Source organism: Streptomyces griseicoloratus (assembly GCF_014534645.1).
In the GTDB taxonomy this organism is placed as follows: Bacteria; Actinomycetota; Actinomycetes; order Streptomycetales; family Streptomycetaceae; genus Streptomyces; species Streptomyces griseicoloratus.
This window is the reverse complement of record NZ_JACVQF010000200.1, coordinates 75,116-101,137: the sequence shown is the minus strand read 5'-3', so window position 1 is coordinate 101,137 and position 26,022 is coordinate 75,116. Positions and strand designations below refer to the sequence as shown.

20 protein-coding genes and 4 pseudogenes are annotated in these 26,022 nt (G+C 70.9%); 13 read left to right on the top strand and 11 right to left on the bottom strand.

The window, feature by feature from the left end:
- Positions 1 to 9: 9 nt before the first annotated feature.
- On the top strand, positions 10 to 1,140 hold the full coding sequence (locus tag H0H10_RS20935; RefSeq protein ID WP_188182559.1) for a site-2 protease family protein: 1,131 nt from the start codon (positions 10 to 12) through the stop codon (positions 1,138 to 1,140).
- A gap of 33 nt (positions 1,141 to 1,173) precedes the next feature.
- Here H0H10_RS20935 and H0H10_RS20930 read toward each other — a convergent pair whose 3' ends face one another.
- Positions 1,174 to 1,800 carry a TetR/AcrR family transcriptional regulator gene (locus tag H0H10_RS20930; protein ID WP_188182558.1) on the bottom strand — a complete coding sequence of 209 codons (627 nt, stop codon included), beginning with the start codon at positions 1,798 to 1,800 and terminating at the stop codon, positions 1,174 to 1,176.
- Positions 1,801 to 1,962: 162 nt separating this feature from the next.
- Here H0H10_RS20930 and H0H10_RS20925 point away from each other — a divergent pair, with 162 nt between their 5' ends.
- On the top strand, positions 1,963 to 2,724 hold the full coding sequence (locus H0H10_RS20925) for an SDR family NAD(P)-dependent oxidoreductase (RefSeq protein WP_188182557.1): 762 nt from the start codon (positions 1,963 to 1,965) through the stop codon (positions 2,722 to 2,724).
- 268 nt (positions 2,725 to 2,992) lie between these two features.
- On the opposite strand, the gene H0H10_RS20920 is transcribed toward H0H10_RS20925, so the two are convergent.
- A complete protein-coding gene (locus tag H0H10_RS20920; RefSeq protein ID WP_188182556.1) occupies positions 2,993 to 3,655 on the bottom strand; it encodes a TetR/AcrR family transcriptional regulator in 663 nt (220 codons plus the stop codon).
- 65 nt (positions 3,656 to 3,720) lie between these two features.
- Here H0H10_RS20920 and H0H10_RS20915 point away from each other — a divergent pair, with 65 nt between their 5' ends.
- From H0H10_RS20915 to H0H10_RS20900, 4 genes and pseudogenes are all read left to right on the top strand, one after another.
- Positions 3,721 to 5,235: a monooxygenase gene (locus H0H10_RS20915; RefSeq protein WP_188182555.1), complete on the top strand. Its 1,515-nt coding sequence runs from the start codon at positions 3,721 to 3,723 to the stop codon at positions 5,233 to 5,235.
- Between the two features lie 540 nt (positions 5,236 to 5,775).
- Positions 5,776 to 7,007 (top strand): annotated as a pseudogene (locus H0H10_RS20910) (Tn3 family transposase); the annotation flags it as partial.
- Between the two features lie 124 nt (positions 7,008 to 7,131).
- A complete protein-coding gene (locus tag H0H10_RS20905) occupies positions 7,132 to 7,518 on the top strand; it encodes a nuclear transport factor 2 family protein (RefSeq protein WP_188182553.1) in 387 nt (128 codons plus the stop codon).
- A gap of 229 nt (positions 7,519 to 7,747) precedes the next feature.
- The gene (locus H0H10_RS20900; protein WP_188182935.1) at positions 7,748 to 8,872 is read left to right on the top strand and encodes an MFS transporter; all 1,125 of its coding nucleotides are present in this window, start codon (positions 7,748 to 7,750) and stop codon (positions 8,870 to 8,872) included.
- A gap of 8 nt (positions 8,873 to 8,880) precedes the next feature.
- Here the strand turns inward: H0H10_RS20900 and H0H10_RS20895 are convergent, their stop codons facing one another.
- Positions 8,881 to 9,741: an IS5 family transposase gene (locus tag H0H10_RS20895; RefSeq protein WP_188182934.1), complete on the bottom strand. Its 861-nt coding sequence runs from the start codon at positions 9,739 to 9,741 to the stop codon at positions 8,881 to 8,883.
- 452 nt (positions 9,742 to 10,193) lie between these two features.
- The gene (locus H0H10_RS20885) at positions 10,194 to 10,907 is read right to left on the bottom strand and encodes a DUF6192 family protein (protein WP_309141858.1); all 714 of its coding nucleotides are present in this window, start codon (positions 10,905 to 10,907) and stop codon (positions 10,194 to 10,196) included.
- Positions 10,908 to 11,012: 105 nt separating this feature from the next.
- Between H0H10_RS20885 and H0H10_RS40985 the strand changes: the two genes are divergently transcribed.
- Positions 11,013 to 11,138 carry a hypothetical protein gene (locus tag H0H10_RS40985; protein WP_309141857.1) on the top strand — a complete coding sequence of 42 codons (126 nt, stop codon included), beginning with the start codon at positions 11,013 to 11,015 and terminating at the stop codon, positions 11,136 to 11,138.
- A 581-nt stretch (positions 11,139 to 11,719) separates the two neighbouring features.
- Positions 11,720 to 12,025, top strand: a complete 306-nt coding sequence (locus H0H10_RS20880) for a glycine cleavage system protein H (protein ID WP_188182552.1) — start codon at positions 11,720 to 11,722, stop codon at positions 12,023 to 12,025.
- Positions 12,026 to 12,596: 571 nt separating this feature from the next.
- Here H0H10_RS20880 and H0H10_RS20875 read toward each other — a convergent pair.
- Together H0H10_RS20875 and H0H10_RS20870 are read right to left on the bottom strand one after the other, a co-directional pair.
- A complete protein-coding gene (locus H0H10_RS20875) occupies positions 12,597 to 13,394 on the bottom strand; it encodes a hypothetical protein (RefSeq protein WP_188182551.1) in 798 nt (265 codons plus the stop codon).
- 272 nt (positions 13,395 to 13,666) lie between these two features.
- A complete protein-coding gene (locus H0H10_RS20870; protein WP_188182550.1) occupies positions 13,667 to 15,475 on the bottom strand; it encodes a flavin-containing monooxygenase in 1,809 nt (602 codons plus the stop codon).
- A gap of 173 nt (positions 15,476 to 15,648) precedes the next feature.
- Here H0H10_RS20870 and H0H10_RS20865 point away from each other — a divergent pair.
- Positions 15,649 to 16,667: pseudogene (locus tag H0H10_RS20865) on the top strand (SMP-30/gluconolactonase/LRE family protein).
- Between the two features lie 6 nt (positions 16,668 to 16,673).
- Here the strand turns inward: H0H10_RS20865 and H0H10_RS20860 are convergent.
- From H0H10_RS20860 to H0H10_RS20845, 4 genes are all read right to left on the bottom strand, one after another.
- Positions 16,674 to 17,267, bottom strand: coding sequence for a TetR/AcrR family transcriptional regulator (locus H0H10_RS20860; protein WP_188182549.1), 594 nt, complete (start codon positions 17,265 to 17,267; stop codon positions 16,674 to 16,676).
- A gap of 87 nt (positions 17,268 to 17,354) precedes the next feature.
- Complete coding sequence (locus H0H10_RS20855) at positions 17,355 to 18,659, bottom strand: GNAT family N-acetyltransferase (RefSeq protein WP_309141856.1); 1,305 nt, start codon at positions 18,657 to 18,659, stop codon at positions 17,355 to 17,357.
- Positions 18,656 to 19,753, bottom strand: a complete 1,098-nt coding sequence (gene rsgA / locus H0H10_RS20850; RefSeq protein ID WP_188182548.1) for a ribosome small subunit-dependent GTPase A — start codon at positions 19,751 to 19,753, stop codon at positions 18,656 to 18,658. The genes H0H10_RS20855 and rsgA overlap by 4 nt, the downstream gene beginning before the upstream one ends.
- A gap of 266 nt (positions 19,754 to 20,019) precedes the next feature.
- Positions 20,020 to 21,021, bottom strand: coding sequence for a DUF389 domain-containing protein (locus H0H10_RS20845; RefSeq protein WP_188182547.1), 1,002 nt, complete (start codon positions 21,019 to 21,021; stop codon positions 20,020 to 20,022).
- A gap of 367 nt (positions 21,022 to 21,388) precedes the next feature.
- On the opposite strand from H0H10_RS20845, the gene H0H10_RS20840 reads away from it, so the two are divergent.
- From H0H10_RS20840 to H0H10_RS20830, 3 genes are read left to right on the top strand one after another with little or no spacing between them, the layout of a single operon-like run.
- Entirely contained in the window at positions 21,389 to 22,705 is a 1,317-nt protein-coding gene (locus tag H0H10_RS20840; protein ID WP_223180186.1) for an esterase/lipase family protein, read from the top strand.
- Between the two features lie 10 nt (positions 22,706 to 22,715).
- Positions 22,716 to 23,741: an alpha/beta fold hydrolase gene (locus H0H10_RS20835; RefSeq protein ID WP_188182546.1), complete on the top strand. Its 1,026-nt coding sequence runs from the start codon at positions 22,716 to 22,718 to the stop codon at positions 23,739 to 23,741.
- Entirely contained in the window at positions 23,738 to 25,192 is a 1,455-nt protein-coding gene (locus H0H10_RS20830) for a carboxylesterase/lipase family protein (protein WP_188182545.1), read from the top strand. The genes H0H10_RS20835 and H0H10_RS20830 overlap by 4 nt, the downstream gene beginning before the upstream one ends.
- 22 nt (positions 25,193 to 25,214) lie before the next feature.
- Here H0H10_RS20830 and H0H10_RS20825 read toward each other — a convergent pair.
- Positions 25,215 to 25,349, bottom strand: a pseudogene (locus H0H10_RS20825) (M15 family metallopeptidase); the annotation flags it as partial.
- 37 nt (positions 25,350 to 25,386) lie between these two features.
- Here H0H10_RS20825 and H0H10_RS40105 point away from each other — a divergent pair.
- Positions 25,387 to 25,827 (top strand): annotated as a pseudogene (locus tag H0H10_RS40105) (glycosidase); the annotation flags it as partial.
- Between the last annotated feature and the right edge of the window lie 195 nt (positions 25,828 to 26,022).

Genomic DNA, 26,022 nt, shown 5'->3' with positions numbered 1-26,022 from the left:
GAGAAGGCGATGAACGGCTCGGTACGAATGGGACGCGTCCTCGGGGTTCCGCTGCGCGTCCACTGGAGCGTGCCCCTGCTGGTGATGCTGTTCGGATACAGCCTGGGCAGCCGGACTCTCCCCGCCAGGGTCCCGGACCAGTCGAGCGCCGTCTACACGCTCGCCGGCCTGGTGGGAGCCCTCCTGCTCGTGGTGAGCCTGCTGGCTCACGAGGCCGCCCACGCGCTCACGGCGCGCCGCAAGGGCAGCCAGGTCCAGAGCATCACCTTGTGGGCACTGGGGGGAATGACCGAGATGGGCAAGCTGCGTACGGCCGGCTCCGCCTTCGTGGTGGCCGCCAGCGGGCCGCTGACCAGTCTGGTCATCGGAGCGGTCGCGGTCGGGACCGGCATCGGGCTGGACACGGTGTCCGGCTGGTCGATGCCCGCGGCCGTGCTGCTCTGGCTCGGGTGGGTGAACCTCGTCCTGGCCGTGTTCAATCTGTTGCCGGCGGCACCGCTCGACGGGGGACGGATGGTGCAGGCGCTGGTGTGGTGGCGCACGGGAGACCAGGACCGCGCCGAACGAGCGGCCGCACGCGGCGGGCAGATCCTCGGCTTCCTGCTGATCGCCGTCGGCTGGATCGCCGTACTGCGCGGTGCGCTGTCCGGTCTGTGGCTGGCCCTCATCGGCTTCTTCGTCATGATCGTCGCCAGCGGAGAACGCCGGCGCGCGACGCTCACCCCGGCTCTGCGCGGACTGCGGGCCGCCGATGCCATGACCAGCCCCGTGGAGACCTGCCAGGACTGGCTGAACGTACAACGCTGCGTCGACGAGGTGGCTGTACGGACCCGACACTCCACTCTGGCCCTCATCGATTTCGAAGGACGCCCCAGCGGCCTGCTCCACCTGCCGCGCCTCGCGCGTGTCCCCGCGTCGGAGCGGGAGACCACGCGGGTGAGGGACGTGGCGACCCCGCTGTCGAAGTGCGCCACCTGCGCACCCGACGACCTCCTGGAAGACGTTCTCGAAGGGCTCACCCCGGGCCGTGGCCTGCCCGTCCTCGTCACCGACGGGCAGCAGCCGGCAGGCATCATCACCGCGCACGACATCTCCCGCATCGTCCAGCGCCACGCACTGCGCGGCACGGAGAGCCCGTGAGCATCCCAGCGATCGACGGTCACGGCCCCCCGATCAGGTGAGGCCGGTCGCCGCGGTGGTCAGGGCGGTGCGCAGGGTGGCTGCGAGGTCGGCTCGGGCGGTCGCGGGGCTGGTGCCGGGTTCGGCCGTCCGCCAGGCGTGGTGTTCGACGGCCGCGCGCAGGGCGGCGTTGAGCATGGCGGCCCGGATGGCCGGCCGTACGTCGTCGGCGGGCAGACCGGCCCGCTCGGCGAGGGCACGCGCGAAGACGGGTTCCGCCTCGTCATGGGTCTGCAGCCAGACCGCGCGCAGACCCGGCTCGGTCCGGGTCAGTCGCAGCAGGGCGCCGATGTCCGGTCCGGGCAGGACCGCGTCGGTGGTCCACAGGTGGTCGAAGGCCTCCTGGAGGGGGCGGCCGGGAGACCACTGCCGCAGCGCGGCGGCGATCGCGTCGATGCCGGTCGAGAACAGGGGCCGTACGCAGCTCTCCTTGGTGGGGAAGTAGCGCCAGACCGTCCGTGCCGAGACGCCGACGGCCTGCCCGATCTGCTCGCCCGTGGTCGCGGCGACGCCCTGGGCGATGAACAGGTCGACCGCGGCGTGGGCGATCTCCAGCCGGATGGCGGCCTTGCGCTCTTCGGTCAGCGGTGGCCGCCCCGTCCGTCCGCGGGCTGCGGTCATCTGCCCCTCCGGTGCCGGTGATCGATGTCCTGCCTGGTCCTGCCCAGTCCCGCATATTCTCCGCCAGGACTTTATGTCACTCAGAGACATAAAGTCGTTAGGGTGCTGGCGCGGCGCGACAGGAGTCCGCCGCGCCGGCACCTCATCTGGACGGAGCACTTCATGACCGACGGTGTGAACGGACGCAGCGTGATCGTCACCGGGGCGGGATCGGGCATAGGGCGCGCGGCCGCGCTCGCCTTCGCCGGGCGGGGCGACCGCGTCGTGGTCGCGGACCTCAACGCCGAGGGGGCCGGCACGGTCGTCAAGGAGATCGAGGAGGCGGGCGGCGCCGCGGTGGCCGTCACGGGCGACCTGAGCGAGCAGACCGTCGTGGACCAGGTGACGTCGACGGCCGTGGAGCGGTTCGGCGGCGTGGACGTCCTGGTGAACAACGCCGGCATCATGGACAGCATGTCGGCGCCGGCCGACGTGAGCGACGCCGAGTGGGAACGCGTCATCCGGGTCAACCTCACCGCGCCCTTCCTCCTCGCCCGTGCCGTGCTGCCGCACATGCTGGCCGCGGGCCGCGGTGCCATCGTGAACACCGCATCCGAGGCGGCCCTGCGCGGAAGTGCGGCGGGTGCCGCGTACACGGCCTCCAAGCACGGCGTGGTCGGACTGACGAAGTCGCTGGCGGTGATGTACCGCAAGAACGGCATCCGCGCCAACGCCATCTGTCCGGGCGGCACCGCGACCGCCATCACCGTGGACGCCGACCCCACCGCGCACGGCCCGGCGGCGCTCGGCCCGCACTTCGTCAACCTCGGACGGGTGTCGCGGCCGGAGGAACAGGCGGCGGCGATCCTGTTCCTCGCCTCGGAGGCCGCGAGCAACATCAACGGCGCGATCCTGCCCGTCGACGACGGCTGGTCCGCGGTCTGACAGGCCGTCGGCCGCCCTGGGCGCGGCCTGTGAGGGTGACCCGGATACGCGTCAAAGGGGCAATGAGTTGATCTCGAGCCCCTGAGCACCGGGCCCGTCACCCGTTCGGCTGGAGGGCGTGCCGGAGCACACCTGTGGCACGTTCGTCAGGTGTCTCACCGGCCGGGGCTCGGTCCGCTCCGCGCGGAACACCGGCAGCGTGCCCTTCCGGCAGCTCCATCTGCTCACGCCCCGCGCCGGGACCGCGGTGGGGGGCACCGCCACGGGCTCACCGCCGGACGGCACGCAGTCCGTCCAGGAGCAGCCGCAGTCCGAACTCGAAGTGTGCCGTGAAGTCCGTACTGGTGAGCACCGGCAGGGTGGCGGCGAGGTGCGGATACGCCCCCGTCGCCACCGCCTCGTGCAGGACCCCCGCATCGGTGGTCCCCCCGTCCCCCGGCCGGAGGGCGGCCTGTTCCTCCAGGGTGTGGCCGACGGTGAAGTTGACCACCGCGTAGAGCGCCCGCGCCGCTTCCTCGTCGCCGAAGCCCGTCTCACGCAGCACGCCGACGAGGCTGTCGGCGAAGCCCAGAGTGTTCGGGCCGGTCGAGTGCGTGCCGGCGAAGACGCGTGCGCCGTCGCGATGGGCGAGCAGGGCCTTGCGCAGCGCGCGGGCGAGGCGCGCTGCTCTCTCACTCCAGTCGTCCCCCGTCGGTCCGGCGGCGTCGGCGACGCCGCCGACCATGCGCTCGGCCATCGCGGTGAGCAGGTCCTGTTTGGTCGCGAAATAGCGGTACAGCGCACCGGCCTGGACGCCCATCGCATCGGCGAGCCGGCGCATGGTCAGCGCGTCGAGACCGGACTCGTTCAGCAGGCCGAGGGCGGTCTGGATGGTGCGGGCCTGGTCGAGTCGGGCGGGCCGGCCTCTGGTCGGGCTTGACGGGGAGCTCATGGACCTCACTATAGTGAACAGCGTTCACATGAACGCTGTTCACTAAATGTGGGAGGACACCTCCGATGAACACCGATGTGATCGTCGTGGGCGCGGGCCCGACCGGGCTGATGCTCGCCTGCGAGCTGGCACTGGCGGGCGTACGGACTCGGATCCTGGAGCGCCGCACCGAACCGCAGCGCGATTCGCGGGCGCTGAGCCTGCACCCGCGCAGCGTGGAACTGATGGACCAGCGGGGGCTGCTCGACCGGTTCCTCCCGCTCGGCCGGACCGTGCCGGGCTGGCACTTCGCGGGGCTGCCCACCCAGCTGGACTTCAGCACACTCGACTCCCGGCACGGCTACACCCTCTTCCTGGCCCAGGCGCGCACCGAGACGATCCTTGAGGAGCGGGCGCACGAGCTGGGGGTGGAGATCAGCCGGGGATACGAGGCCCTCGGCGTGAGCCAGGACGGCGACGGGGTCGAGGTGGAGGCGCGCGTCCCCGGCGGCGGCACCGAGACCGTGCGCGGTCTTTACACGGTCGGGTGCGACGGTGGCCGCAGCGTCGTGCGGCAGGCCGCAGGGATCGACTTCCCTGGCACCGACGAGACCCTGACCGGGGTGCTCGGCGACTTCGCGGTCGTCGACCCAGAGCCCGGCGCCCTCGATGCGGCACGGGCCCGTGGCGTGATCGTCGCGCCGCTGGAAGGAGGGCTCACCCGGTTCGTCTACCTGGATCCGGAGCGGATACGGGTGCCGGCCCGGGAGCCCGTGACCCTGGAGGAGTTCCGTACGTCGCTCACCCGGATCACCGGCTCCGACTGCGGGATCGCCGAGCCCCGCTGGCTGTCGCGCTTCGGCAATGCCACCCGGCTCGCGGAGAGCTACCGTTCGGGACGCATCCTGCTGGCGGGCGACGCCGCCCACATCCACTTCCCGGCGGCGGGCCAGGGGCTCAACACCGGGCTCCAGGACGCCATGAACCTGGGGTGGAAGCTGGCCGCCGTCATGGGCGGCTGGGCCCCGCCCGGGCTGCTGGACAGTTACGACGGGGAGCGCCGGCCGGTCGGCCAGTCGGTGACCGAGAACACCGAGGTTCAGACTCTGCTGGCGGAACTGACGCTGGTCGGTCAGTACCAGCGCCCGGCCGCGGCCCTGCGCAAGCTCCTCGACCATTTGCTGGGCATGGCGGAGGTCAACCGCCGGCTCGCCGATCAGGTCTCCGCGCTCGGCACCCACTATCCGCCGGCGGCCTCGGACGCCGATCCGCTGGTGGGGCGGCGTATGCCCGATGTCGGGCTGGCCGCCGCCGGTTCGGAGGCGACGCGGGTGTACGAACTGCTCGCCCAGGGCCGCTTCATTCTGCTCGCTCTGGCCGGGGACCCGGCCCTTCGGGAGGCCGTCGACGCAGGCTGGGGCTCGCGGGTCACGGCCGTCACCGTTGACGAGTACGACGAGCACGCGGATCTTGACGGAGTGACCGAGGTTCTCGTACGCCCCGACGGCCACGTCGCGTGGGCCACCCGTACCACCGACGCCGCGGCACGCAGCGACGAGCGGGTCCAGGCGTTGACCGCCTGGGCGGGTGCACCCTCTTGAAAGGGGAGCTGATCATGCCTGTGAACAGACCGGCGGCTGGACCCGCTGGAGCCCCACCGACCCCGTTTTGAGCCGTCGCGGAAGTCCTCCGCGCCACCGTGTACACCACGATCGGCACCGCGATCGTCACTCCGACCAGCAGCCTTGCAGGGTGTCTCTCCTCATCGACCCGCCCGTGACCGACGTCTGCCCCTTCTTCTCCCCGGCAACAGCGGCCCCTGGCAGAGCAAGCGCCAGAAGGCGCTCGCCGTCCCGAGACCCGCACCAGGCCGCCGGCCCCGGCCACGGGTAGCCCTCCCTCGTTTCGACGGCTCTCCCCGGGCCTCGTGGTCCGGCGAGGACGCGGTGGCAGCAGGGGCAAGGTAGGACGTTGCGCGAGCCGCCGGTCGCAGAGCTCTACGGTGCGCCTGGTTGTGGTGGTGCCGCTGAGGCGCGTTAGGCAGTCCCGCACCCGGCGGCGGCCGGCCGAACCGCAGGCCCGACGGCGAAGTCACCCATGGCAGCAGCGGGCTGCCGCCGTCACCTCCTCGGGTGAAACCTGCAGTTCCGGCGCTCGCGCCGGCGCCGGCGGAGCTGCTGTCGGTGCCGGAGGGCAAGCGGGTCTCGGAGCTGGAGCGGCTGCGCACGCCGCCGACGAAGTCGACGGCCACGGCGATGGTGCGGGCCATGGAGCGGGTGGAGGAGATCTCCGCGTTCGCGCTGGGCCGGGTGAACCTGTCGCGGGTGCTGGTGAACCGGCTGTCCGCGCTGGCCCGGTACGGGCAGGTGAGCAAGGCGCAGACGATTGAGCGGGCGCCGGAGCCGCGGCGGACCGCGCTGCTGACGGCGGTGGTGCGGCAGCTGGAGGCGCAGGCGGTCGACGACGCCCTGGACCTGTTCGCGGTGCTGATGGCGAACCGGCTGATCAGCCCCGCCAGGCGGGCGTCGGACCGGGAGCGCCTGGCGATGCTGCCGCAGTTGGAGAAGGCGGCCCGGATCCTGGCGAAGGCGTCGAAGATCCTCACCGAGGAGCTGGACCTGGTCGCCGAGCACGGCACCGATCTGGATGTGGCCGCGCTGTGGGCGGCGGTGGAGGAGGCCGTGCCGCGTACGGCGGTCTCCTCGGCGGTCGCGACGGTGGAGGCCCTGGTGCCCGAGGACGACGGGTCGGCCGAGGCGGCGACGCGGGAGAAGCTGGTCCTGCGCTGCAACACCGTGCGCCCGTTCTTGTCGCTGCTGGGCGAGTCGGATGTGCTGGGTGCCGCGCCGGCCGGGCGGCGCATCCTGAAGGCGGTGCGCAGCCTGCCCGCGCTGTCCCGGCGCCGGGTCAAGGACCGGCCGCTGCTGCCCCGCGAGGTCGACGCCGAGCTGGTCCCGGCGATGTGGAAGCGCGCGGTGTTCTCCAACGCCAAACTGCCGCAGGGCGCGGTCGACCGCGACGCGTACGTGGTGTGCGTCCTCGAGCAGCTGCACCGCGCCCTGAACCGGCGCGACGTGTTCGCCTCCCCGTCCAACCGGTGGGCCGACCCGCACGCTCGGTTGCTGGACGGGCCGCGGTGGGAGGCGATGCGCGCGGATGTGCTCGCGGGTCTGTCCCTGACCGAGGACGCCGGCGAGCACCTGGCCCAGCTCACCCGCGCGCTGGATGCGGCGTGGCGACAGATGGCCGACCGCCTTTGGAAGCCGGCGCCGACGCGAAGGTGGAGATCGTCGTCCCCGAGGGCGGCGGACGCGCCCGTCTGTCGGTGGACAAGCTCGGCGCGGTGGGCGAGCCGGAATCGCTGACCTGGCTAAGTAGGTGTTTTCGAACCGGAGTGAGTGCGCGATGTTGCAGGTTGATCGTTGATTGAGCACGGCGCTGTTTGGTGGCAGACAAACTCGGTTGCGGCGGGACGGGGCACCCGGTGAGATTCGTTCATGGACGGTGCAACAGACGATGTGAACCACGCGATCGCGGGCGAGTTGCAGCTCATGGACCCGCGTGTCCGCGCCTCCCGGGAACTCGCCGGGCAGCTCCTCGATCCAGAGTTTGTGGAGGTCGGCGGGTCCGGGCGGCGGTGGACGTACGAGGCCATGCTTGCCGAACTGCCTGACCATCCGGGCAGTTCGCTGGACGCTCCCCGCTTCGAGCCCTCAGATATCTCGGGTGTCCTGCTCGCGCCGGGTCTGGTGCATCTGACGTTCGAAACCATGCTCGGCGAGCGTAGGACGAGGCACAGTTCGATCTGGCGCAAGGGAGAGGGAGCCGTGGGGTGGCGGATGTACTACCACCAGGCCACACGTGTGCCTCCAGGCGTTGAGTAAGCAGGAGTTCTCGCGCCCGGAGGCATTGGGCGATATCGAAGGTCATGCCTGTTCTGCTGCGCTCGCCACGCCTGGCAGACGAATTCGGTTGCGGTGGGGCCGGTGAGCCCGGTGAGGTACCTCCATGGACGGTGCCAGGGAGCAGGCGCGACGAGAGAGGGCAGGAAGAAGCGGTGCGGTCGCGGGGCAACCGGCTCCATGGCACGCGTTGGCGGTGCTCGCGGCCCTGATGCTGGCGGCCTTCACCTTCAATACTGCGGAGAACCTGCCGGTCGGACTGTTGGAACTCATCTCCGAGAGCGTTCGGGTGTCCCTGTCAGCAGTCGGTCTCCTGGTTACCGGTTACGGCGTGACGGTGGCCGTGGCGTCTGTGCCACTCGCCCACTTTGTGCGGGCTGTGCCTCGACGTCACGTGCTCACGGGACTGCTGGCCGCGTTGGTCGTGTCCAGTCTGGGTGCGGCGCTTGCCACCTCCTACTGGCTGCTCCTCGCGGCGCGGCTACTGACAGCGCTCGCCCAGGCGCTGTTCTGGGCCGTGATGGGACCGGTCGCGGTCGGCCTGTTCGCGCCCGAGGTCCGTGGGCGTGTGGTCGGGGCGCTATCCGTCGCTGGTTCGCTGGCCCTGGTACTCGGTGTTCCTGCCGGAACTTGGCTGGGCCAGCAGAGCGACTGGCGGGTGCCCGTCGCCACGCTGGCGGCTCTGGGTCTTGTCTCTCTGGTGACGATCGCTGTTCTGCTGCCGACCTCGCGTCCGGAAGAAGAACCAGCCGCCTACGGAACGAGCCCCGACGCCCGCCGGTTCGCAACGGTGCTTGTGGCCGGGGGTCTGTCCGCCACCGGGGCGTTCACGGGATACACGTACATGGTGAAGTTCCTGGGCGACGTGAGCGGGTTCTCCCCGAACATTGTCAGCGCCCTGTTTGTGGCTTTCGGCGTGGCGTGTCTGGCCGGGGTGAGCATCACCGGGGCATTGCTCGACCGCATTGCGCAGTCTGCGCTGGTGACAGCCGTGGCCACGCAGGCAGTGGGCATGCTCGGCCTGTATGCGGCCGGCACCGATCCGGTGGCCGCGGTGGTGTTCCTGGCGCTGATGGGCGGTGCGCTCGGGCCGGTGTTCATGACTACCCAGAACGCGATGCTGCGCTGTGCACCGGGCCGCACAGATATCGCACTCGCAGCAAACTCCGGTTCCTATAACGCCGGAATCGCGGCGGGCGCCGCGCTCGGGGGACTGATTCTGCCGCTGTCCGACGTGCGGGACACCTTCCTGGCCGGCGGGCTGCTGACCGCCGGGGCCTTCGCGGTGCTGCTCGGCGGGCGGCTGCAGCGTTACGGATCGGAGTCCGCCAGGTAGAACCGGCATCAGTGCCCGGTTGGTGGCTTTTTCGTCCACTGACTGGTGCGGGGACTTTTGCGAGTGAGGCGGCGGGTCATCGTGGTGATGAGCGCCCAGTTCAGGTGGGCTTCGGAGTGCTGGGGCAGACGTTCGTAGTCGCGTGCGTTGCGGCGGGCGTTCATGCACCAGCCGATGGTGCGCTCGACTTTCCAACGCCGGGGCAGGACGACGAAAACCTTGACGCCTTTGGGCCGGGAGACGATGCGCAGGGTGAGCCAGAGGCGGTCGCGGGCCCAGTCGACGAGGTCGCCGGCGTAGCCGCGGTCGGCCCAGACCTGGGTGATCTGCGGCTGGGTGAGGCGCAGGCGCCAGAACACGTCGCGGGCGGCGTCGCGGTCCTGGATGTCGGCGGGCGTCACCGTGATCATCACGGGCAGGCCGAGCGTGTCCACGGTGATATGTCGCTTACGACCATTGATTTTTTTCGCGGCGTCGTAGCCTCGGCTGTTGCGGCCGACCGTGGAGGCTCCCTTGACCGACTGGGAGTCGACGATCAGCGTCACCGGGTGCGGGCAGCGGCCCTTGCCGGTACGGATCCTCCGGCGGAGCTGGTCACGGATGTAGGTGACGACCCCGGCCCGGTTCCACCTCCAGAAGAACCCGTAAACCGTCTCCCACGGGGGAAGGTCCGCGGGCAGGGCCCGCCACTTCGCGCCGTTGTCGACGATGTAGCGGATGCCGTCGACGATCTCCCGCCTGGGCCACTTCTCCGGGTGACCGCCGGTCTTGGTCTGGCAGGCCGGGACCGGCAGCAAGGGTTTTAGGAGGGCCCATTCAGCGACGGATGTGTCGGAGGGGTAGCGGCGGCGTCGGGAAGCAGCGGGCATGGCGGGCTCGGCATGGGTGATCGGCGGTGGGCGGGGCTGTTTGGAGAGCTGGGCGAGGGTGGCGCGGACGCCGGTGAGCTGGGCGGTGGCGAGCTGGGCCCATTCGTCGTCGGGGTAGCGGGCCAGGTGCGGGTCGAGCGTGCCCGTGATCACCCGGGCGAGCCGGCCGAGGATCTGCCGGAACTGGCGCTCGTCGTACTCAATCCAGTCCGCGGGGTCGTCGGAGAACATGAAGCCGTCCACGCGGGTCCAGGTGATCGGCGTCAGGTTCTCCGCGGCGACGATGTCGCGGACGTGCCGGATGCCCCGGCCGACCTGCGCGCGGGTCAGACGGGTGGCGGCCATGCGCTGGTAAGTGTGCAGACCCGCGGGGCGTGCTTCCATCAGGGCGACACGGACCAGGTCGCCGTAGTGCTCGGCCAGCGGCCGGGCCTCCCGGCGCCGCGGCACGGCTACTCCTCGCCCTTGAGGAGCTGCACGAGCTGCTCGTCCAGGGTGAACTCGCCATTGTCGAGGGCTCCTTCGAGCCAGTCCGCCGCGGCGCGTACCCGGCCGATCTGCCGGCGGACGGTCTCGCGCTCGTCCTCGGTGAACTCCTGCCCGCGCATTTGCGGGACCAGTCGGCCCAGGGCGGCGACGAAACCGTGACAGGAGCCGACCAGGTCGAGGTACTCGATGGTGTGCTCGATCGCGCGGACGGCCGGAGTGCGTTCCCGGATCCGCTCACGCGTCTCGTTCGCGTTGTCGAACTGTGCACGGTTGACGAGCATCCGGGTGGTGTCGTCCCGCATCGCCGTCCGGGCGACCGCCGGCCGACGCAACAAGCTGGTCGTGACTTCCTGCGCGACCGTGTCGTCCCTGGTCAGCTCCGTGACAACCCGCACCCGCTCGGCCGGAGCGACGTGCTCGGTCACCGTCGGCCGCTTCAGCAGATCGGTGGCAACCTGCGCTGCGACCTCGTCATCACGGGTCAGGTCGGCGACAGCCTGGACCTTCTCATCCACCGTCACCGGGCGGTCGACGCGCTGGCCGACGACCCGTTTCGCGCCATCGGGCGTCCACTGCCTCGCGCCGGTGCGCGGGTTGAACGGCGCGTCTTCGATCGCTGCCCACCGCTCGCCCTCGTCCACAACCGAGGCCAGGACGCGATGGACCGTGAACGACACCCCCTCCTTTCGACGTCCCTTCGGCCACCGGTTGGCGGTGTAGCGCCAGTCCTCGACCGTCCGCCGTTCGACGCCGATGTCGTCCGCTGCAACGACTCCGTCACAGTGAACAGGTCGTCCGTGCCGATCGGCATCGACCCGCCCACCGACCTCATCGGCTCGATCTCCAGCGCCATGTCCCCCAGGGCGAACTGCGCGCGGGCGACCTGCGCGATCAGGTCCTTCGCCTGAGTGACGAGCTGTTCGTAACGCTGCCGGGTGACGTTCCCGACCCGGTCGGCCACGTCGGTCATGAAGACCACCGCCCTTGCCCGGGCCCGGCCCGGCCACCACGACGTGACCGATCAAAAGGGGCGCCGGCCCCGGTCACCGTCCACCGTGACGCGGGCGCGACACGCCGGGGCAGAGCGTGAACCAGGGGCACTCGAAGCACCGGTCAGTCGCCACCAACTTCCCTGAAGAACAAGGGCGTTCAAGGTGTTCGCGAGACGTTCGGCTACGGCGTTTCCGTAACGCCGTTCCGCGACGCCCGTCGCTGACGGCATGCCCGCACCCGGCAACGGTCCGAGCAGTACACCGCCGCCCTCGAACGCTCCACCCCCACCGTCCACGACCTGCCACATACCGGGCACTCCGCTTGCTCGCCACGCTGTATCGCGATGACTCGCTCACGGGTCTGCTGACGCCTCCGCCACTGCCTTGACCTGCACCGACCCGAACAGAACCGTGCCTCCGCCGCCATCGTCTGCGGCAGCGGATCACCGCACTCCTGGCAATACCGCCGAGCCGTCCTATCAGCCCCCACAGCCCAGATGATCCAGCCGTACACACCTCACGGCCAGGGATCAAAAACACCTTATAAGGAAGGCGACCGCTTCCATGCCGATGAGTCGATCGGCATCGTGGAGGCGGTCAAGACCCAGACCACCGTCGAAGCGCCCGTGGGCGGCGAGGTCGTCGACGTGAACAAGGCCCTCATTGACAGGCCGGAGCCCGTCAACGACGCCCCCTACGACGACGGATGGCTGATCGTGCTCCGCACGGACGGGCCGACCAGCACCGACGGCCTGCTCACCGCCGACCAGTACGCCGAATACATCAAGGACGAAACGGACTGACCCGGCGACAGCCGGGCTCACCCGTCTCCCCTTCGTCCCCGTCCAGCTCAGGTGCGCCCGGGTCGCCCAGCGGGCGCAGACCCCGGCCGGGCCGGCTCCGCCCGGGCCGCCGGCGTGTGGGTGCTCGCTTCCCAGCTCGCCGTCAAGCAGGGCCGCACCGAGACAGCCGGCCCGTACGCGGCCCGGGCCGGCGCCGCGGCCCGCCGCTCCGGAGACCGGGTGATGCTCGCCGTCGCGGCCCGCGCGGCCGCGACCCCAGCGCCGCACCGGCCCCACCGACGAAGCCCTGCACCTGCTGGACGAGGCGAGCACCCACCTGACGAACGGCTCGCGGCCTACGACCGCCGAGCTTGCCACCGATCAGGTGACGGTCCGCGAGCGCAACGAGCGAGGCCCCCCGGCTGTTGATCGAGAAACGAGCCGAAGGGATCAGGGACGGCACCGGATCTGTGAACGGGAAGGGCGGGCCGCGTTCCCGTCGGGCGGGACGTGGAATTCGGAGTTCGTGGAAGGTGCCGTCACGGAGCGTCGTGGAGAGCACGTCGACCCGTTGCCCCGCTCGGGTCCGAGATCAGTTGTGCTCCTCGTCGATGGTGACGGCGACCCCGTCCTCGACCTGGACGGCGACAGCGACGCTGCCCTTCTTGGCTGCGGCTTCGAGGTCTTCCTCGGTGCAGGGCGTGACGGTCTCCGCGTCACCGCAGATCCAGCCGGCGCCGTTAATGACGGTGTCGGTGGTGGTGAAGAACGCACGCTCGTTACCGTCGCGGCTGAGGGAGTACTTGCCCGGGGCCATGTACCCGAGCGTGCCGGAGAAGAGCCCCGACCTCTCGCCCTCGCCCATACCGTTGCCGCCGCCGGTACCGGTGCCGCTGTCGGTGTGGTCCTCGATGATGCTGACAGCCACTCCGTCCTTGACGTCGACCGTCGCTCCGAACCCCTTCTTGGCTGCGGCTTCGAGCTCCTCCTCGGTGCACGGCGTGGCGGCCTGGCCGTCCGCGTCACCGCAGATCTTGCCCGCGCCCTCGATGTCGGTGTCGTCGGAGGTGAAGAACGCCTGCTCCGTGTCGTTCGCGTCCGTGACGGTGTACTTGCCGGGGGCGAGGTAGGAGACCGTGCCGACCCACTTGCCCGACACCATGCCGCTCTTCGAGCCCTTCTCGCCCGACGGGGACTCGCTGTCGGTGCCGGTGCCGGTGCCACTCCCGCCGTCGTCGGACTTCCCCTTGGCGGCCGAGTCTGAGGCCGTGGCCCCGGTCGACTTGCCGCCGTCCTCCGCGTCCTCTCCCTGACAGGCGGTCAGCAGCATCGTCGTGGCCACCAGGGCTGCGGCGGCGAGGACCGACTTGCGGCGGTGCGTGCGAAGCATGGTTGGACTCCCCCTGCTGATGGTGATGTGGCCGGGCCGGACTGGTCATTTCCGGCTGGTCTCTGCCTTCGATCACCATCCTGAACGGTGCGGCGACCCCCTGGGAAGCGCGGTTACGGTGTCATGACACTCCTGTCGTGATCACGGGACGCCGCTCCTACGTCCACGAGTCCATGCGGCACGGCAACGGCTCGATCACCGCCCACGCAGCGTCAGATATCTCCCCATCCCTCACGACCAACCCAACGATCGGATGATCGGAAAGACACTGCCTAGCCCTGAGCGGGAGTCCTGGGCCGGAGGATCTCGTCCATGGACTCTTCACGCCACTGCTTGAGGAGTTCATGGAAGGCGAAGGCGCCGTGGGGATAGGCGGTCGGGCCGTTCGGCCGGCCGCGTCCTTCGCCGTTGTAGTAGCCGGGGGTGCACTCGGCGTGGAACCACTCGTGGTCGGGGGCGTCCTCGGCCAGGGTGGCGATCCAGGCGTCCTCGGCCTCGCGGGACGGTTCGATCAGGGCGCACTTCGCCTCGGCCGCCGCGACAAGTGCCGCGGCATGGACGGCGTGTTCGTCCAGCACATGGGTGAAGTTGACGCTGCTGGCGCTCTGCACCGAACCCAGCTGGATCAAGTTCGGGAAACCGTTGCTGGTGAAGCCGTGCAGCGTCCGCGGTCCTCGCTTCGCCCACTCCTGCTGCAGTTGCACGCCACCCGGTCCGCGCACCGGCAGCTTGCCGGAGTGGACACCGGAGACCCCGACGGAGAACCCGGTGGCGAAGATCAGGCAGTCGAGTCGGTACTCCGTGTCGCCGACCAGGACGCCGTGCTCGGTCATGCGCTCGATGCCGTGTGTGGCGGCGGTGTCGACCAGGGTGACGTTGTCCCGGTTGAACGCCTGGAGGTAGAGGTCGGAGAAGGTGGGGCGCTTGCACGCGTAGCGGTACCAGGGCTTGAGTTTCTCCGCCGTGTCCGGGTCGGTGACGATCCGGTCGACGCGGGCGCGGATCTCGTTCATCCGGGCGGCGTCCGCGACCTCGTAGGCCGCTTCGAAGGCCGCCCGGTCGCCCTGCCGGCGGAAGCTGGGCAGAAGCTTCTCCAGCAGGCCGGCCGATGCCGTCCACCGGTCCGCGACGAGGTCCTCCTCGACGGTCTCGCCGGAGACGATGCGCAGGAAGTTGTCGCGGCGCTCGCGTGCCCAGCCCTCGTGGTCGGCGCCGACGTCGCGGGCGGTGGTGCGGCGGTTGGCGCGCACGTCCACGGAGGAGGGGGTGCGCTGGAAGACGTAGAGGTGCCCGGCGTCCTCGGCGAGCTTCGGGACGACCTGCACGCCGGTGGCGCCGGTGCCCACGACGCCCACGCGCTTGTCCGCGAGGCCGGTCAGCCCGCCGTCCGGGCTGCCGCCGGTGTAGGCGTAGTCCCAGCGCGACGTGTGGAAGGTGTGGCCCTTGAACGTCTCGATGCCGGGGATACCGGGCAGCTTCAGTTCGGTCAGGGTGCCGGTGGCCGTGATGACGTAGGTGGCCCGGAACTCGTCGCCCCGGTCGGTGGTGACGATCCACGCCTCGGCGGTGTCGTCCCATGCCAAGGCCGTGACCGTGGAGGAGAACAAGGCGTCCGCGTAGAGGTCGAACTTCTCGGCGATGCGCACCGCGTGCCGGCGGATCTCCTCACCGGGGGCGTACTTCCACCGCGGCACGTAGCCGGTCTCGTCGAGCATCGGCAGGTACACGTGCGACTCGATGTCGCAGTGGATGCCCGGGTACCGGTTCCAGTACCACGTTCCGCCGAAGTCGCCGCCCTTCTCCACGACTCGGACGCGTGCGACACCCTGCTGGCGCAGACGCGCCCCCGCGAGGATGCCGCCGAATCCGCCGCCGACGACCGCGACGTCCACGCGGTCCCGCACCGGCTCGCGCTCGGCCACCTCTCCCGCGTACGGGTCGGTGGCGTAGTAGCCGAACTCGGCGTCGGCGCCGAGGTACTGCCGGGTGCCGTCGGGGCGGACACGCCGCTCCCGCTCCGTCCGGTAACGCTCGCGGAGTTCGGCGAGTGCCTCGGGAGACAGCTCCTGTGAATGGGTCATGTGGGGGGACCTCGTTCCTTCCGGTTCGCTGCCAGGGATGACCTCGTCCATGAACTGCCCTAGAGCCCACGGGACTTGAGCAGCCGTGCAGTACCGTAACAAGAACCGGACAGCGCTGTCCGGTTGGTGCGGAGGTTGCTTCCGCGAACTTCGGAACAGGAAGAGCGATTCTCATGCGACGACTCCCGACCCGGTCTCTCGCCGGGCTCGCCGCGATCGGTCTGCTGGCCCTCACGGGGTGCGGTACGGAAACGGGCGGTTCCCCGGCGGACAGGGCCGCCGGCGCGGACCGGGCCCTTCGTGCGGAGAAGGTCATGCGGCTGACGGAGGTCCACGAGCAGACCGGCATGACCCTGCTGGAGGGCCCGGTCTTCGACGAGGACGGCAAACTGCTCGTCGTCGATGTCACGGCGCCCGCGGGCGAGCCGAAGGTGCTGCGCGTGGACGTCCGGAAGAAGACGGCACACGCGTTCCACACCGACGACCGCGGCACCTACACCTCCGCCCAGTTCAGCCCGTACGACGGACGGATCTACCTGACCGACTTCTCCCACGGCGACATCGTGAGTCTGGCCCCCGACGGCAGCGATCCGCGGACGTTCTTCTCCGGTGAGGTCGACGGCGCGCGGATGAACCCCGACGACCTCGCCTTCGACCAGGAGGGCAACCTGTACATCAGCGACTCACGCGGCATGTCGGAGGGCGAGGAGAAGGGCCGTGTGGTGCGGATCGACCGTGAGGGCAGGGACGCCACCGTCCTGGCGGACGACCTGGCGTCACCGAACGGCATCTCCTTCGACGCCGACCACCGCGGGCTGTGGTTCAGCGAGCTGACGCAGAACCGCGTCTCCTACCTCCTCCTGGACGGCGAGGGGGGGTGGCTTCGCGGCACACCGCCGTCCGGGTCGACGCCGGCATCGCGCAGACCGACTCGATCGCGGTGGACGCGGACGGCAACCTCTACCAGGCACTGCACGGCCGGCCCGCGATGGTGGTGTACGACAAGCACGGCGAGCGCCTGGCGACCGTCGAGGTTCCGGGCCGCGCCGCCGAAGGGCTCGAATCGGCGACGAACGTGGCCATCACACCCGGCGGGACCAAGGCCTACATGACCGTCAGCGGACCCGCGGGCGGCTACCTGTACACCTTCGACGCACTGGCGGAAGGCATCCGCCAGTCCAACGGCGGCTGAGGCCCCTCACCCCTCGAAGGGCCGCACCGGCCCCACCTCGACGCCGAGCAGCCGCCACGCCGCCAGGGCCCGGCGCTCCCGGTGCTCGCGCGTGGGGCCGGTGACGGCACCGGAGACCATGCCGACGGCGATCATGAGGTCGTCCGCCTCCGCGGCGAGCGGATGGTCGTCCGGGAGGAGCCCGCGCAGCGCCCGCTCGACCCGCTGGGACAGGGCGAGGACGTAGGCGGGAGTCCGGGAGTTGCTGCCGGCCACATCGGCGTGCAGGACGCTCACGAAGGCGGCCGACTCCGTCTGGTGCCAGGTCAGCACACCGAGGACGCGGGGGAGTTCCGCATCGTCCGCCGCCGCTGCCCGCTCGATCTGCCGGACGTTCTCCTCCAGTACGGCGATCACCAGGGCGGCCCGGTCCGGAAAGTGCCGGTACAGCACGCCCTGGCCGACGCCGGCCCTGCGCGCGATCGCGGACAGGGGGGCGTCCAGACCGTGCTCCGCGTAGATCTCCCGGGCCGCGGAGACCAGAGCGGCCCGATTGCGGGGGGCGGCCTTGCGCCCCTCGTTCGCGGGCCGCCGCTCATCGGGTACGAGGTGCTGCGTCACCCCGAGAGGGTACAAGCACCGTTCGTCACGCGGCCGGAAGGGGCTGTGGCGCCCCAGGGCTCCAGCCCCGGGGCGCCACAGGAGGGGTCAGACGCCGAACGCGGCGGGGTAGTGGATGGTGCCGGCCGGGACGGGCCGGGTGTCGTCGAGGGCCAGGGCCATCATGGCCTCGTCGGGTACCTCGAAGGGCGCTCGGATGCCGAAGCGGGAGGCGGGGGTGAAGCCGAACCGCGGGTAGTAGTCGGCGTGGCCCAGGACGAGGACGAGGTTCTCTCCCATGGCCCGGGCGGCGTCCAGGGCGGCGCGGATGGCGGCGGAGCCGGCGCCGGTGCGCTGGGCGGAGGGCAGCACCGCGCAGGGGGCCAGGGCGAGGGCGGGCTGACCGTCGACGTGGCACCGGGAGAGCAGCGCGTACCCGGCCGGGGTGCCGTCGGGGGCCGCGGCGACCACCGACAGGCCGTCGATCCACGCCTTCGGGTCGGCACGCAGGGCGTCGACGATGCCGGCCTCGGCGGCGGTGGGGAAGGCCGCGAGAAGGATGTCTCGGACGGCGGGGATGTCGTCGGGGGTTTCGGGGCGGGCGGTCCAGGTGCTCATGGTTCCCTTCTCAGTGGTGTCGTGGGGGCGGAGGAGGTAGGCGGCGTAGGCGTAGTCGCTGCCGTGGTCGCGGCGCATGGCGATCTCCGCCCGGTGTGCGGCCAGGGCCTCCGGCATGCCGGGCCGCCGCGCGTCCGCTCGGGCCATGCGCCGGGTGAGCGGCGTGTAGTACTCGTCCCACCAGTCGCTTTCCGGCAGCGGCCAGTGCGCGACCACCCGGTAGCCGGCGGCCTGTGCGGCGGCGGTGTTCTCGGCGTGGGTGCGCAGCGGGTAGGCCGCGTCCCAGTAGGCGCGCACCGGGGCGGCGGGACTGGGCACGGTCCATTCGAGCTCGGTGACGACGAGGACACCGCCGGGGGCGAGCAGGCGGCGCCAGGCGCGCAGGGCGACGTCGAAGCCGACCGTGTAGACGGATCCCTCGGCCCAGATCACATCGAAGCTGTGCTCGGGCTGGGGCAACCGGTCCATCGAGCAGTTGACGACCGTGACCCGGTCGCCCAGGCCCCGGCGGGCCGCCTCGGCGGCGAGGCCGTCCAGGTACGGCTGGTGCAGGTCGACCGCGGTGACGTGCGCGCCGGCTTCCTCGGCCAGCAGCAGGGCGGAGCGGCCGGGTCCGCAGCCCGCGTCCAGCACCCGCGGGTGATCGGGCAGGGGACCGGCGAGCTCCAGCATGCGGCGCGTGGTGGTGTCCGAGCCCGGGCCCTGCCGGGGCAGGCCGTGGTGCAGGGCGAGAAGTGCCTCCGTCACCGGGTCGGTGCCGGGAGCGTGGCCGGATGTGTTGTCGGCGTTCTTCACGGTTGACGCTCCCGGAAGCGGTAGGTGGCTCGCAGATGGCGAGTGATGTCCTTCCGGACGGCCTCGCGATCGGCGCGCAGCCGTGCGTCGGTGCGGGAGGCGGCGTAGGCGTTCTCCCGCAGCAGCCGGCGGTAGCTGTCCAGACGGCGCCGGGGGATCACGCCCGCCTCGACGGCGGACAGGACCGCGCAGCCGGGTTCGCTCACGTGCGCGCAGTCCGTGAACCGGCAGTCCTGTGCGAGGTGCTCGATCTCGGCGAAGGTCTGCTCCAGTCCGTCCTGGGCGTCGTGCAGACCGATCGCACGCAGACCGGGGGTGTCCAGCAGGACGCCGCCGCCGGGCAGCGGGACCAGCTCCCGCCAGGCGGTGGTGTGCCGGCCCTTGCCGTCCGCCTCGCGCACGGCGCCGGTGGCCAGCCGGTCCTCACCCAGCAGCTGATTGCCCAGGGTGGACTTGCCCGCCCCGGACGGGCCGAGCAGCACGACGGTGCCGCTCAGGACGGCGGTCAGGGTGTCCAGGCCCTGCCCGGTCACGGCACTCGTGACCAGCACGTCCACGCCGGGAGCGACCTCGGACACCTGGGCCTGTGCCGAGGGCACGTCCGCGCACGCGTCGGCCTTGGTGAGCACCACGACCGGTTGGGCGCCGCTCTCCCAGGCCAGGGCGAGCATGCGTTCGGTCCGGCCGTGCTTGAGGGGAGCCGCGAGTGACACCGTCACCACGACCGTGTCGACGTTGGCGGCCAGAACCTGGCCGCACGAGGTACGCGAAGCGGACGAGCGCACCAGCGCGGTACGACGCTCCAGCACCGCGTGCAACACCGGCACAGCGCCGGTGGCGACAGGGCGCAGAGCCACCCAGTCACCCGTGCACGGCACCGACAGTGGATCACCGTGATCGGCGGCGCCGGGAATCTCGGCACGAACGGTGCCGGCGTCGGTGACCGCTTCGCACGAGCCGCGTTCGGCCCGTACGACGCGGGCAGGGATCAGCCCGGCGGCACGATGGGGTGCGAAGGCGTGCTCGCACGCCTCGTCCCAGCCGTAGTCCCCGAGGGAATACGGCTGAGCATGGTGTGAAAGGAGTTGAGACAACGTAGAGACCCTTGAAAAGGGGCCCCGATAGGCACAGAGCACTGCCTCCCGCGAGCGGTCACAGCTCTTGCGGAGGCATCGACGTCAGGTCAGACCGGGGCCCGGGACGTGAGGATGGTCCGGCGGGCACTGCACACGGCAGCGGCCTTCACGGCAGACATCAACTCACCTCCCACTTCTGGTCCCGCAGTCGACCCGGTTGTCTCTGCGGCACCAACGCTAACACGTTCGGTCCCCGGCGTTGGAGGAGACCGGGGAACGGGACGTCATCTCCCGACCTCTCCCGCGGTGATCTGCCGGCCTCGTGTCGTGTCGACCACGATGGGGATGCCGTCGGGAATCCGGCCTTCGAGGTCGCTGAGCAGACTCTCGATCGGAGGCAGGTCGCCGGGGCCGCGCACATGGACGTACAGGGTTCTGGACCGTGCGTCGACGCTGGTGACCATCGCGCCCGGGCTGTGCGACAGCCATCGCTCCGCGGAGCTCTTGGTCCGGGCGGTCCATGTGCTGAGCAGCACGGTCGTCACCGTGTTGGCGCCCAGGGGGAGCAGGACGGCCAGGAAGAGCAGTCCCAGCATCAGGTAGGCACGGCGTGGCGCTCGCCCGGTGCGTCGCGCGGCCGTTCGGGTGTATCCGAGGGCAGCGAAGACGATCATGCCCGCGAAGACGAGCGCGAGGAGGTTGGACAGGAAGAGCACCAGGGCGCCCAGGGCGAGCCACCACGATGTCTGGCCGGCGCAGACGCCCGTGACCACGAGGGGCGGGACAAGGGAGATGGCGATGGCCACTCCGGGCAGGACGGCGGCGACGTCCTTGCGGGCCAGCGCCACGGCGCCGGCGAAGCCGGTGGCCAGCGCGGAGATCAGGTCCAGCAGTCCCGGCGATGTCCGCCCGGAGACCTGGCTGTTCGTCAGCAGGTTGTAGGACTGGGGTACGACCAGTGAGGCCACCGCGCCGATCAGGATCACCAGCAGGCACCCAAGTGTCACGAAGGCGACGGCGGTGGTGCGACGGCGCTGTACGGTCCCGAGGGCGATGCCCATGATCGGCGTGGACAGCGGTGCGATGATCATCGCACCGATGACGGTGGCGGTGGAGTCCGTCAGGATCCCGCCCGCGGCGATGACGGACGACAGCGTGAGCATGGTCCAGAAGGCCGACTGCTTCGCCTGGCTGTCTCCCGACGACAGATCGAGGTCCTGTTCGAGGTCCTCCAGACTGCGGCGCTGTCGGTCCGGCAGGATCCTGTCGCGGAGTTGGCCGGGCATGTGCCCAGTATCCGGACCGGAACGCGTCGGGCGCGGCAGGGACACGGCCGAGGGCGAGGGCGAGCAGTGCGGTCCCGTCGGTGCGGGGGAGAGAGACGCGGGCCGGCGGGGGAGTCGTTGACGGCGGGGACGCAGACCCGCCCTCGCCCTCGCCCGCGCCGCACGGAGCGGAGGCGCCGAACGGGCGACGGAGGCCCGGTCGGATTTCGGAGCCTGTGATGAAGTCCCGGACCATGCGCGTCCCTTCCTTTGTGTGGCGCGCCCACATGTCCCGCCGTCCGTCCGTCCGCCTAGCGTGAGCACACCCGGTGCGCGGGACGGCACCGGGCGGACGCGCCATGGGCGCACGAACCGGAGAGGCCGGGGCATGGCTGACCGACGGAGTCCGGGCCGGTGGCGACTGCGTGCCGCCCGGTTCATGGCGGTGGCAGGGGTCGTCACGGCGGCTGTGGTGGCGCCGCACGCCACCACGAGCGGCGCGACGGCGGCCGCCTCCGCCGCACCACCCGCGTACCTCACCCTGGAGGCGGCCTACGGCACCGGCACCGTCACCAACGGCTGGGACCGTGTCGAGCGGTACCTCGACACCACCAGCGGATTCCGCATCGAGGGCTACCCGCCGGACGGCCGCGGCGACCAGGACGGCAAGCGCGTCACGTACTTCGGCGGCGTGTCACGGCCCTCCTCGGGCACGTTCCTGCTCTACTCGGCCCCCGGCTGGAACACCGGCAGCCGCACCACCCCCGTCCTCCTCGTGCACGGCGCGAACGACACCGCGGACCGTGCCTGGGCCAACCCCGGCGAGTCCGGCGGCTACGGCTGCGGCGCCCTGACCTGCCCGTCCACCGGACTGATGCAGTACCTCTCCGCGCGCGGTCACCGGGTCTTCGCCGTCGGCTTCGCGCACAAGCAGGGCGACAACCTCATGCAGGCGCAGATCGTCGGTGACGCGATCGCCGTCATCAAGGCGAAGCTGGGCGTCGACAAGGTGGACCTGGTCGGCTGGAGCAAGGGCGAGATGTCGACCCGCGCGTACGTGTCGTCCGTGAAGCCGAGCTGGGGACGGGCATACGCCGGAGACGTACGCCGGCTGATCACCCTCGGCGGCCCGAACGGCGGCTACGACTACCCCTACGCCCATGGCTGGGCTCACGACTTCTCCATCTGGCCGGAGTGCGGAGGCAAGGTCAACGCCCCGTCCCCGCACTCCCGCATGACCTGCTACGGGCAGTACACGGCCCACCCGGAGTTCTCGATGACACCGTCCGGCGGCTACGACAACTACCCCGGTCAGCGCCAGATGCTGGCCCGCTGGGACGGGGTGTACGGAGTCGACGGCGCCGCCCAGGACTGGTACACGACGTACTACGGCGGGCAGGGCTTCTACACCGCCGGCAGCGGCATCCAGGCCGCCATCGACGCCGGTTCACTGATCAAGCCGCTGCACGACGCCGGGGTGCCGGCCTCGGTCACGACGTACCTGCTGGCCGGCGGATCCCCGGATGTGCTCGGCATCTTCAACGAGAACCGCGGGCCCAGCGACGGTGTCGTCTTCATCGACAGCGCGCTCGACACCACCGGCATCCCCACAGTCGGCGGCAGGGAGACCATCCTCGGCGCCAACCACCTCGAACTGGGGTGGAACTCCTCAGCCGCCGCCCAGGTCGCCACCTGGCTGTCCTGAAGGACCCCACATGACCACGCTCCGCACCCGCCGCGTCGCCACCGCCCGACTGACCCAGCAGATCACCGAGGCGAGGGACGAGGGCGAAGCCGTCGTCTTCGTCCACGGCAACGTCTCCTCCTCCGCGTTCTGGCACACCACCCTGAGCGGACTGCCGGACCGCTACCGCCCCGTCGCCGTCGACCTGCGCGGCTTCGGCGGCACCGACCCGCTGCCCGTCGACGCCACACGGGGCCTGCGGGACTACACCGACGACCTCGCCGCACTGCTCACCGCCCTCCGGATCGACCGGGCACATCTGGTCGGCTGGTCCATGGGCGGCGGCGTGGTCATGCAGTATCTGCGCGACCACCCGGCCCGGGTGCGGTCCCTCACCCTCGTCAACCCTGTCTCCCCCTACGGCTTCGGCGGTACGCGAGGAGCGGACGGAACCCTCAACTTCGCGGACGGGGCCGGATCGGGCGGCGGCACGGCCAACCCCGAGTTCGTGCGGCTGCTCGCCCAGGGCGACCGCGGCGAGGACTCCACGTTCTCACCGCGGTCCGTCCTGGCCGCCTGCTACGTCAAACCCCCGCTGCGCCCTGAACACGAGGACACGTACGTCGAGTCCATGCTCACCACGCGCACCGGCGACGATCACTATCCGGGCGACAGCGAGGCATCCGCCAACTGGCCCGGGATCGCACCCGGCACGCGCGGCGTGCTCAACTGCCTCGCCCCGACCCACTTCCGCATCGACGACCTGCACCTGATCGGCCACAAGCCGCCGGTGCTGTGGATACGAGGCGAGGACGACGTCATCGTCTCGGACACCTCGATGTTCGACCTGGCCCACCTGGGTGCGGTCGGCGCCGTGCCGGGATGGGACGGCACACCGGCGCAGCCGATGGTGGCGCAGACGCGTCACGTCCTGGACCGTTACGCGGCGGCGGGCGGCAGGGTGCGGGAGGTCGCGGTGGCCGACGCCGGGCACGCGGTGCACCTCGAACGCCCCGAGGAATTCCGCGAGGCGCTGCTGGGGATCCTGTCGGCATGACGGTGTGCGGTACACGGCAGGGGGCGGTCCGCGGCCGCACCTCTCCCGACGGAGTGACGTCCTTCCTCGGCATCCCGTACGCCGCCGCGCCCTTCGGCGCGCGGCGGTTCCGGGAGCCCTCCCCGCCCGAGCCCTGGACGGGGGTGCGCGACGCCACGGCCCACGGCCCGACGTCGCCGCACGCTCCCTACGCCCCGCCCTTCGACGCCCTCATCCCGGAGAACGGCATCGAGGGTGAGGGCTGTCTGAACCTCAACGTCTGGACCCCGGCTCCGGAGCCGGGCGCCGGGCTGCCCGTGATGGTGTGGCTGCACGGAGGGGCGTTCACCAACGGCTCCGGCTCGACGTCCGCGTACGACGGCGGCGCCTTCGCCCGCGACGGCGTCGTCTGCGTCACGCTCAACTACCGTCTGGGGACCGACGGCTTCCTGCACCTTCCCGGCCGCCCCGACAACCGGGGTCTGCTCGACCAGATCGCCGCCCTCCAGTGGGTCCGGGACAACATCGCCTTCTTCGGCGGAGACCCGGACCGGGTGACGGTCTTCGGCGAGTCGGCGGGCGCCATGAGCATCGGCGTGCTCCTGACCACCGAAGCGGCCCGGGGCCTGTTCCGAAGGGCGATCCTGCAGAGCGGGGCCTGCCACCACTTCCTGCGCCCGTCGTCGGCCGCGCTGATCACGGCCCGCCTGGCGGAGAAACTGGGCATCGAGCCGACCCCGGAGGCGTTCACGGCCGTCCCCCTGCCGGAACTCCTCCCGGCCCAGGCGGAACTGCGCGCGGAAGTGAGCGCCCGCCCGGATCCGGCCCGCTGGGGCGAGGCGGCGTTCAACATGATGCCCTTCGAGCCCGTGCGGCCCGCTCTTGTCCTGCCCGGCCCCGACTGCGAGGTCGAGCTCCTGATCGGCAGCAACGCGGAGGAGTACCGCCTCTTCCTGGTCCCGACGGAACGCCTTCACACCCTGTCCGAATCCACGCTCCACGCCATGACCGCGGCCTACGGCCTCGATCCTGCCACGGCCCTCCCCGTCTACCGGGCCGCCCGCCCCGGCGCCACCCCGGGCGAACTCCTCTCCGCGGTGGCGACCGACTGGTTCTACCGCATCCCCGCCATCCGCCTCGCCGAGTCCGTCCCGGCCTCGTACCTGTACGAATTCTCCTGGCGCTCCCCCCAGTTCGACGGAGCCCTCGGCGCCTGCCACGCCCTGGAACTCCCCTTCGTCTTCGACCGCCTCCACGACCCGTCCTACGCACCGATGCTCGGCGCCCACCCACCCCAGGCCCTCGCGGACGCCATGCACGGGGCGTGGGTCTCCTTCGCGAAGACGGGAAGCCCCGGCTGGGAGCCGTACGACACCACGACCCGCACCACGATGACCTTCACCACCCCCGCGGCCACCCCGGTCAGCGACCCGCGCACGCAGGAACGACTCCTGTGGGACGGCGTGCGCTGAGCGCGCCGCTGCGGTCGGTCGCTCAATACGGAGATCTCGGTGTTCGCGCTGAGGCAGCCGACCAGTCGCCGTACGACCAGTGCCACCACTCCGTCGGATAATTGACCAAACCAGCAGCGGCCAGCGCATCTCCGAGCATCCGGCGGTTCTCGTGTGCGGAGCCAGCTCGGGCGGCGACACGTAGCGGCTCGCGGGACGCGGCCGAGCACATCCCTCCGGCCGGCCTCATCGACATCAAGAGCAGGCTGACCGACCCCGGTGCCTACTGGAAGCAGGAGACCATCGGTGCCGCCGGTGAGGTCGTGCAGCCGGGCCAGTTCACGGGCAGCGGGGACGTTCAGGAGTTCTCCTGCGGCAGGGACCACAAGGGGGTCTTCAACAGCGAGAAGCCGGCGTACCTACACCCTCGCGCACGTGTTCATGCTGGCCTGGCCCTATGGATCACCGGATGTCCACACGGGCTACGAGTTCAGCGACTTGCGCGAGATCGCGAGCATGGTCGGGTTCGCAACATCACCGGGGACGCCGCCGTGACCAATTGGTGGGGCGACGGCGGCAACGCCATTGCGTTCGGCCGTGGTGACAAGGCCTACGTGGCGAACCACGAGTCGTCCCCGCTGACCCGTACCTACCAAGGCGACCGAATGCGGCAAGATCACGGTGAACGGCACCTGGCGCAGCTGAACCGGTCCCACCCTCACGGTCCCGCCTCCCCGACGGTCGGCCCTGCACGCAGCCCCACGATGCGTGCGGGCGCTGACGCATGACCGCGGCTTGTCGGCCTGGATGACGAGGGCGGGCTACGTCGGGCGGCGGAGGAGAACAGTCCC

Excerpts from the sequence above, each read along its gene's own strand:
- H0H10_RS20835 (WP_188182546.1), top strand. The coding sequence starts at position 22,716 with ATGACCACGCTCCGCACCCGCCGCGTCGCCACCGCCCGACTGACCCAG.
- H0H10_RS20900 (WP_188182935.1), top strand. The coding sequence starts at position 7,748 with ATGCTGGCGGCCTTCACCTTCAATACTGCGGAGAACCTGCCGGTCGGA.
- H0H10_RS20925 (WP_188182557.1), top strand. The coding sequence starts at position 1,963 with ATGACCGACGGTGTGAACGGACGCAGCGTGATCGTCACCGGGGCGGGA.
- H0H10_RS20920 (WP_188182556.1), bottom strand. The coding sequence starts at position 3,655 with ATGAGCTCCCCGTCAAGCCCGACCAGAGGCCGGCCCGCCCGACTCGAC.
- H0H10_RS20840 (WP_223180186.1), top strand. The coding sequence starts at position 21,389 with ATGGCTGACCGACGGAGTCCGGGCCGGTGGCGACTGCGTGCCGCCCGG.
- H0H10_RS20830 (WP_188182545.1), top strand. The coding sequence starts at position 23,738 with ATGACGGTGTGCGGTACACGGCAGGGGGCGGTCCGCGGCCGCACCTCT.
- H0H10_RS20930 (WP_188182558.1), bottom strand. The coding sequence starts at position 1,800 with ATGACCGCAGCCCGCGGACGGACGGGGCGGCCACCGCTGACCGAAGAG.
- H0H10_RS20905 (WP_188182553.1), top strand. The coding sequence starts at position 7,132 with ATGGACGGTGCAACAGACGATGTGAACCACGCGATCGCGGGCGAGTTG.
- H0H10_RS20870 (WP_188182550.1), bottom strand. The coding sequence starts at position 15,475 with ATGACCCATTCACAGGAGCTGTCTCCCGAGGCACTCGCCGAACTCCGC.
- H0H10_RS20895 (WP_188182934.1), bottom strand. The coding sequence starts at position 9,741 with ATGCCCGCTGCTTCCCGACGCCGCCGCTACCCCTCCGACACATCCGTC.
- H0H10_RS20875 (WP_188182551.1), bottom strand. The coding sequence starts at position 13,394 with ATGCTTCGCACGCACCGCCGCAAGTCGGTCCTCGCCGCCGCAGCCCTG.
- H0H10_RS20880 (WP_188182552.1), top strand. The coding sequence starts at position 11,720 with ATGATCCAGCCGTACACACCTCACGGCCAGGGATCAAAAACACCTTAT.
- H0H10_RS20935 (WP_188182559.1), top strand. The coding sequence starts at position 10 with ATGAACGGCTCGGTACGAATGGGACGCGTCCTCGGGGTTCCGCTGCGC.
- H0H10_RS20915 (WP_188182555.1), top strand. The coding sequence starts at position 3,721 with ATGAACACCGATGTGATCGTCGTGGGCGCGGGCCCGACCGGGCTGATG.
- H0H10_RS20845 (WP_188182547.1), bottom strand. The coding sequence starts at position 21,021 with ATGCCCGGCCAACTCCGCGACAGGATCCTGCCGGACCGACAGCGCCGC.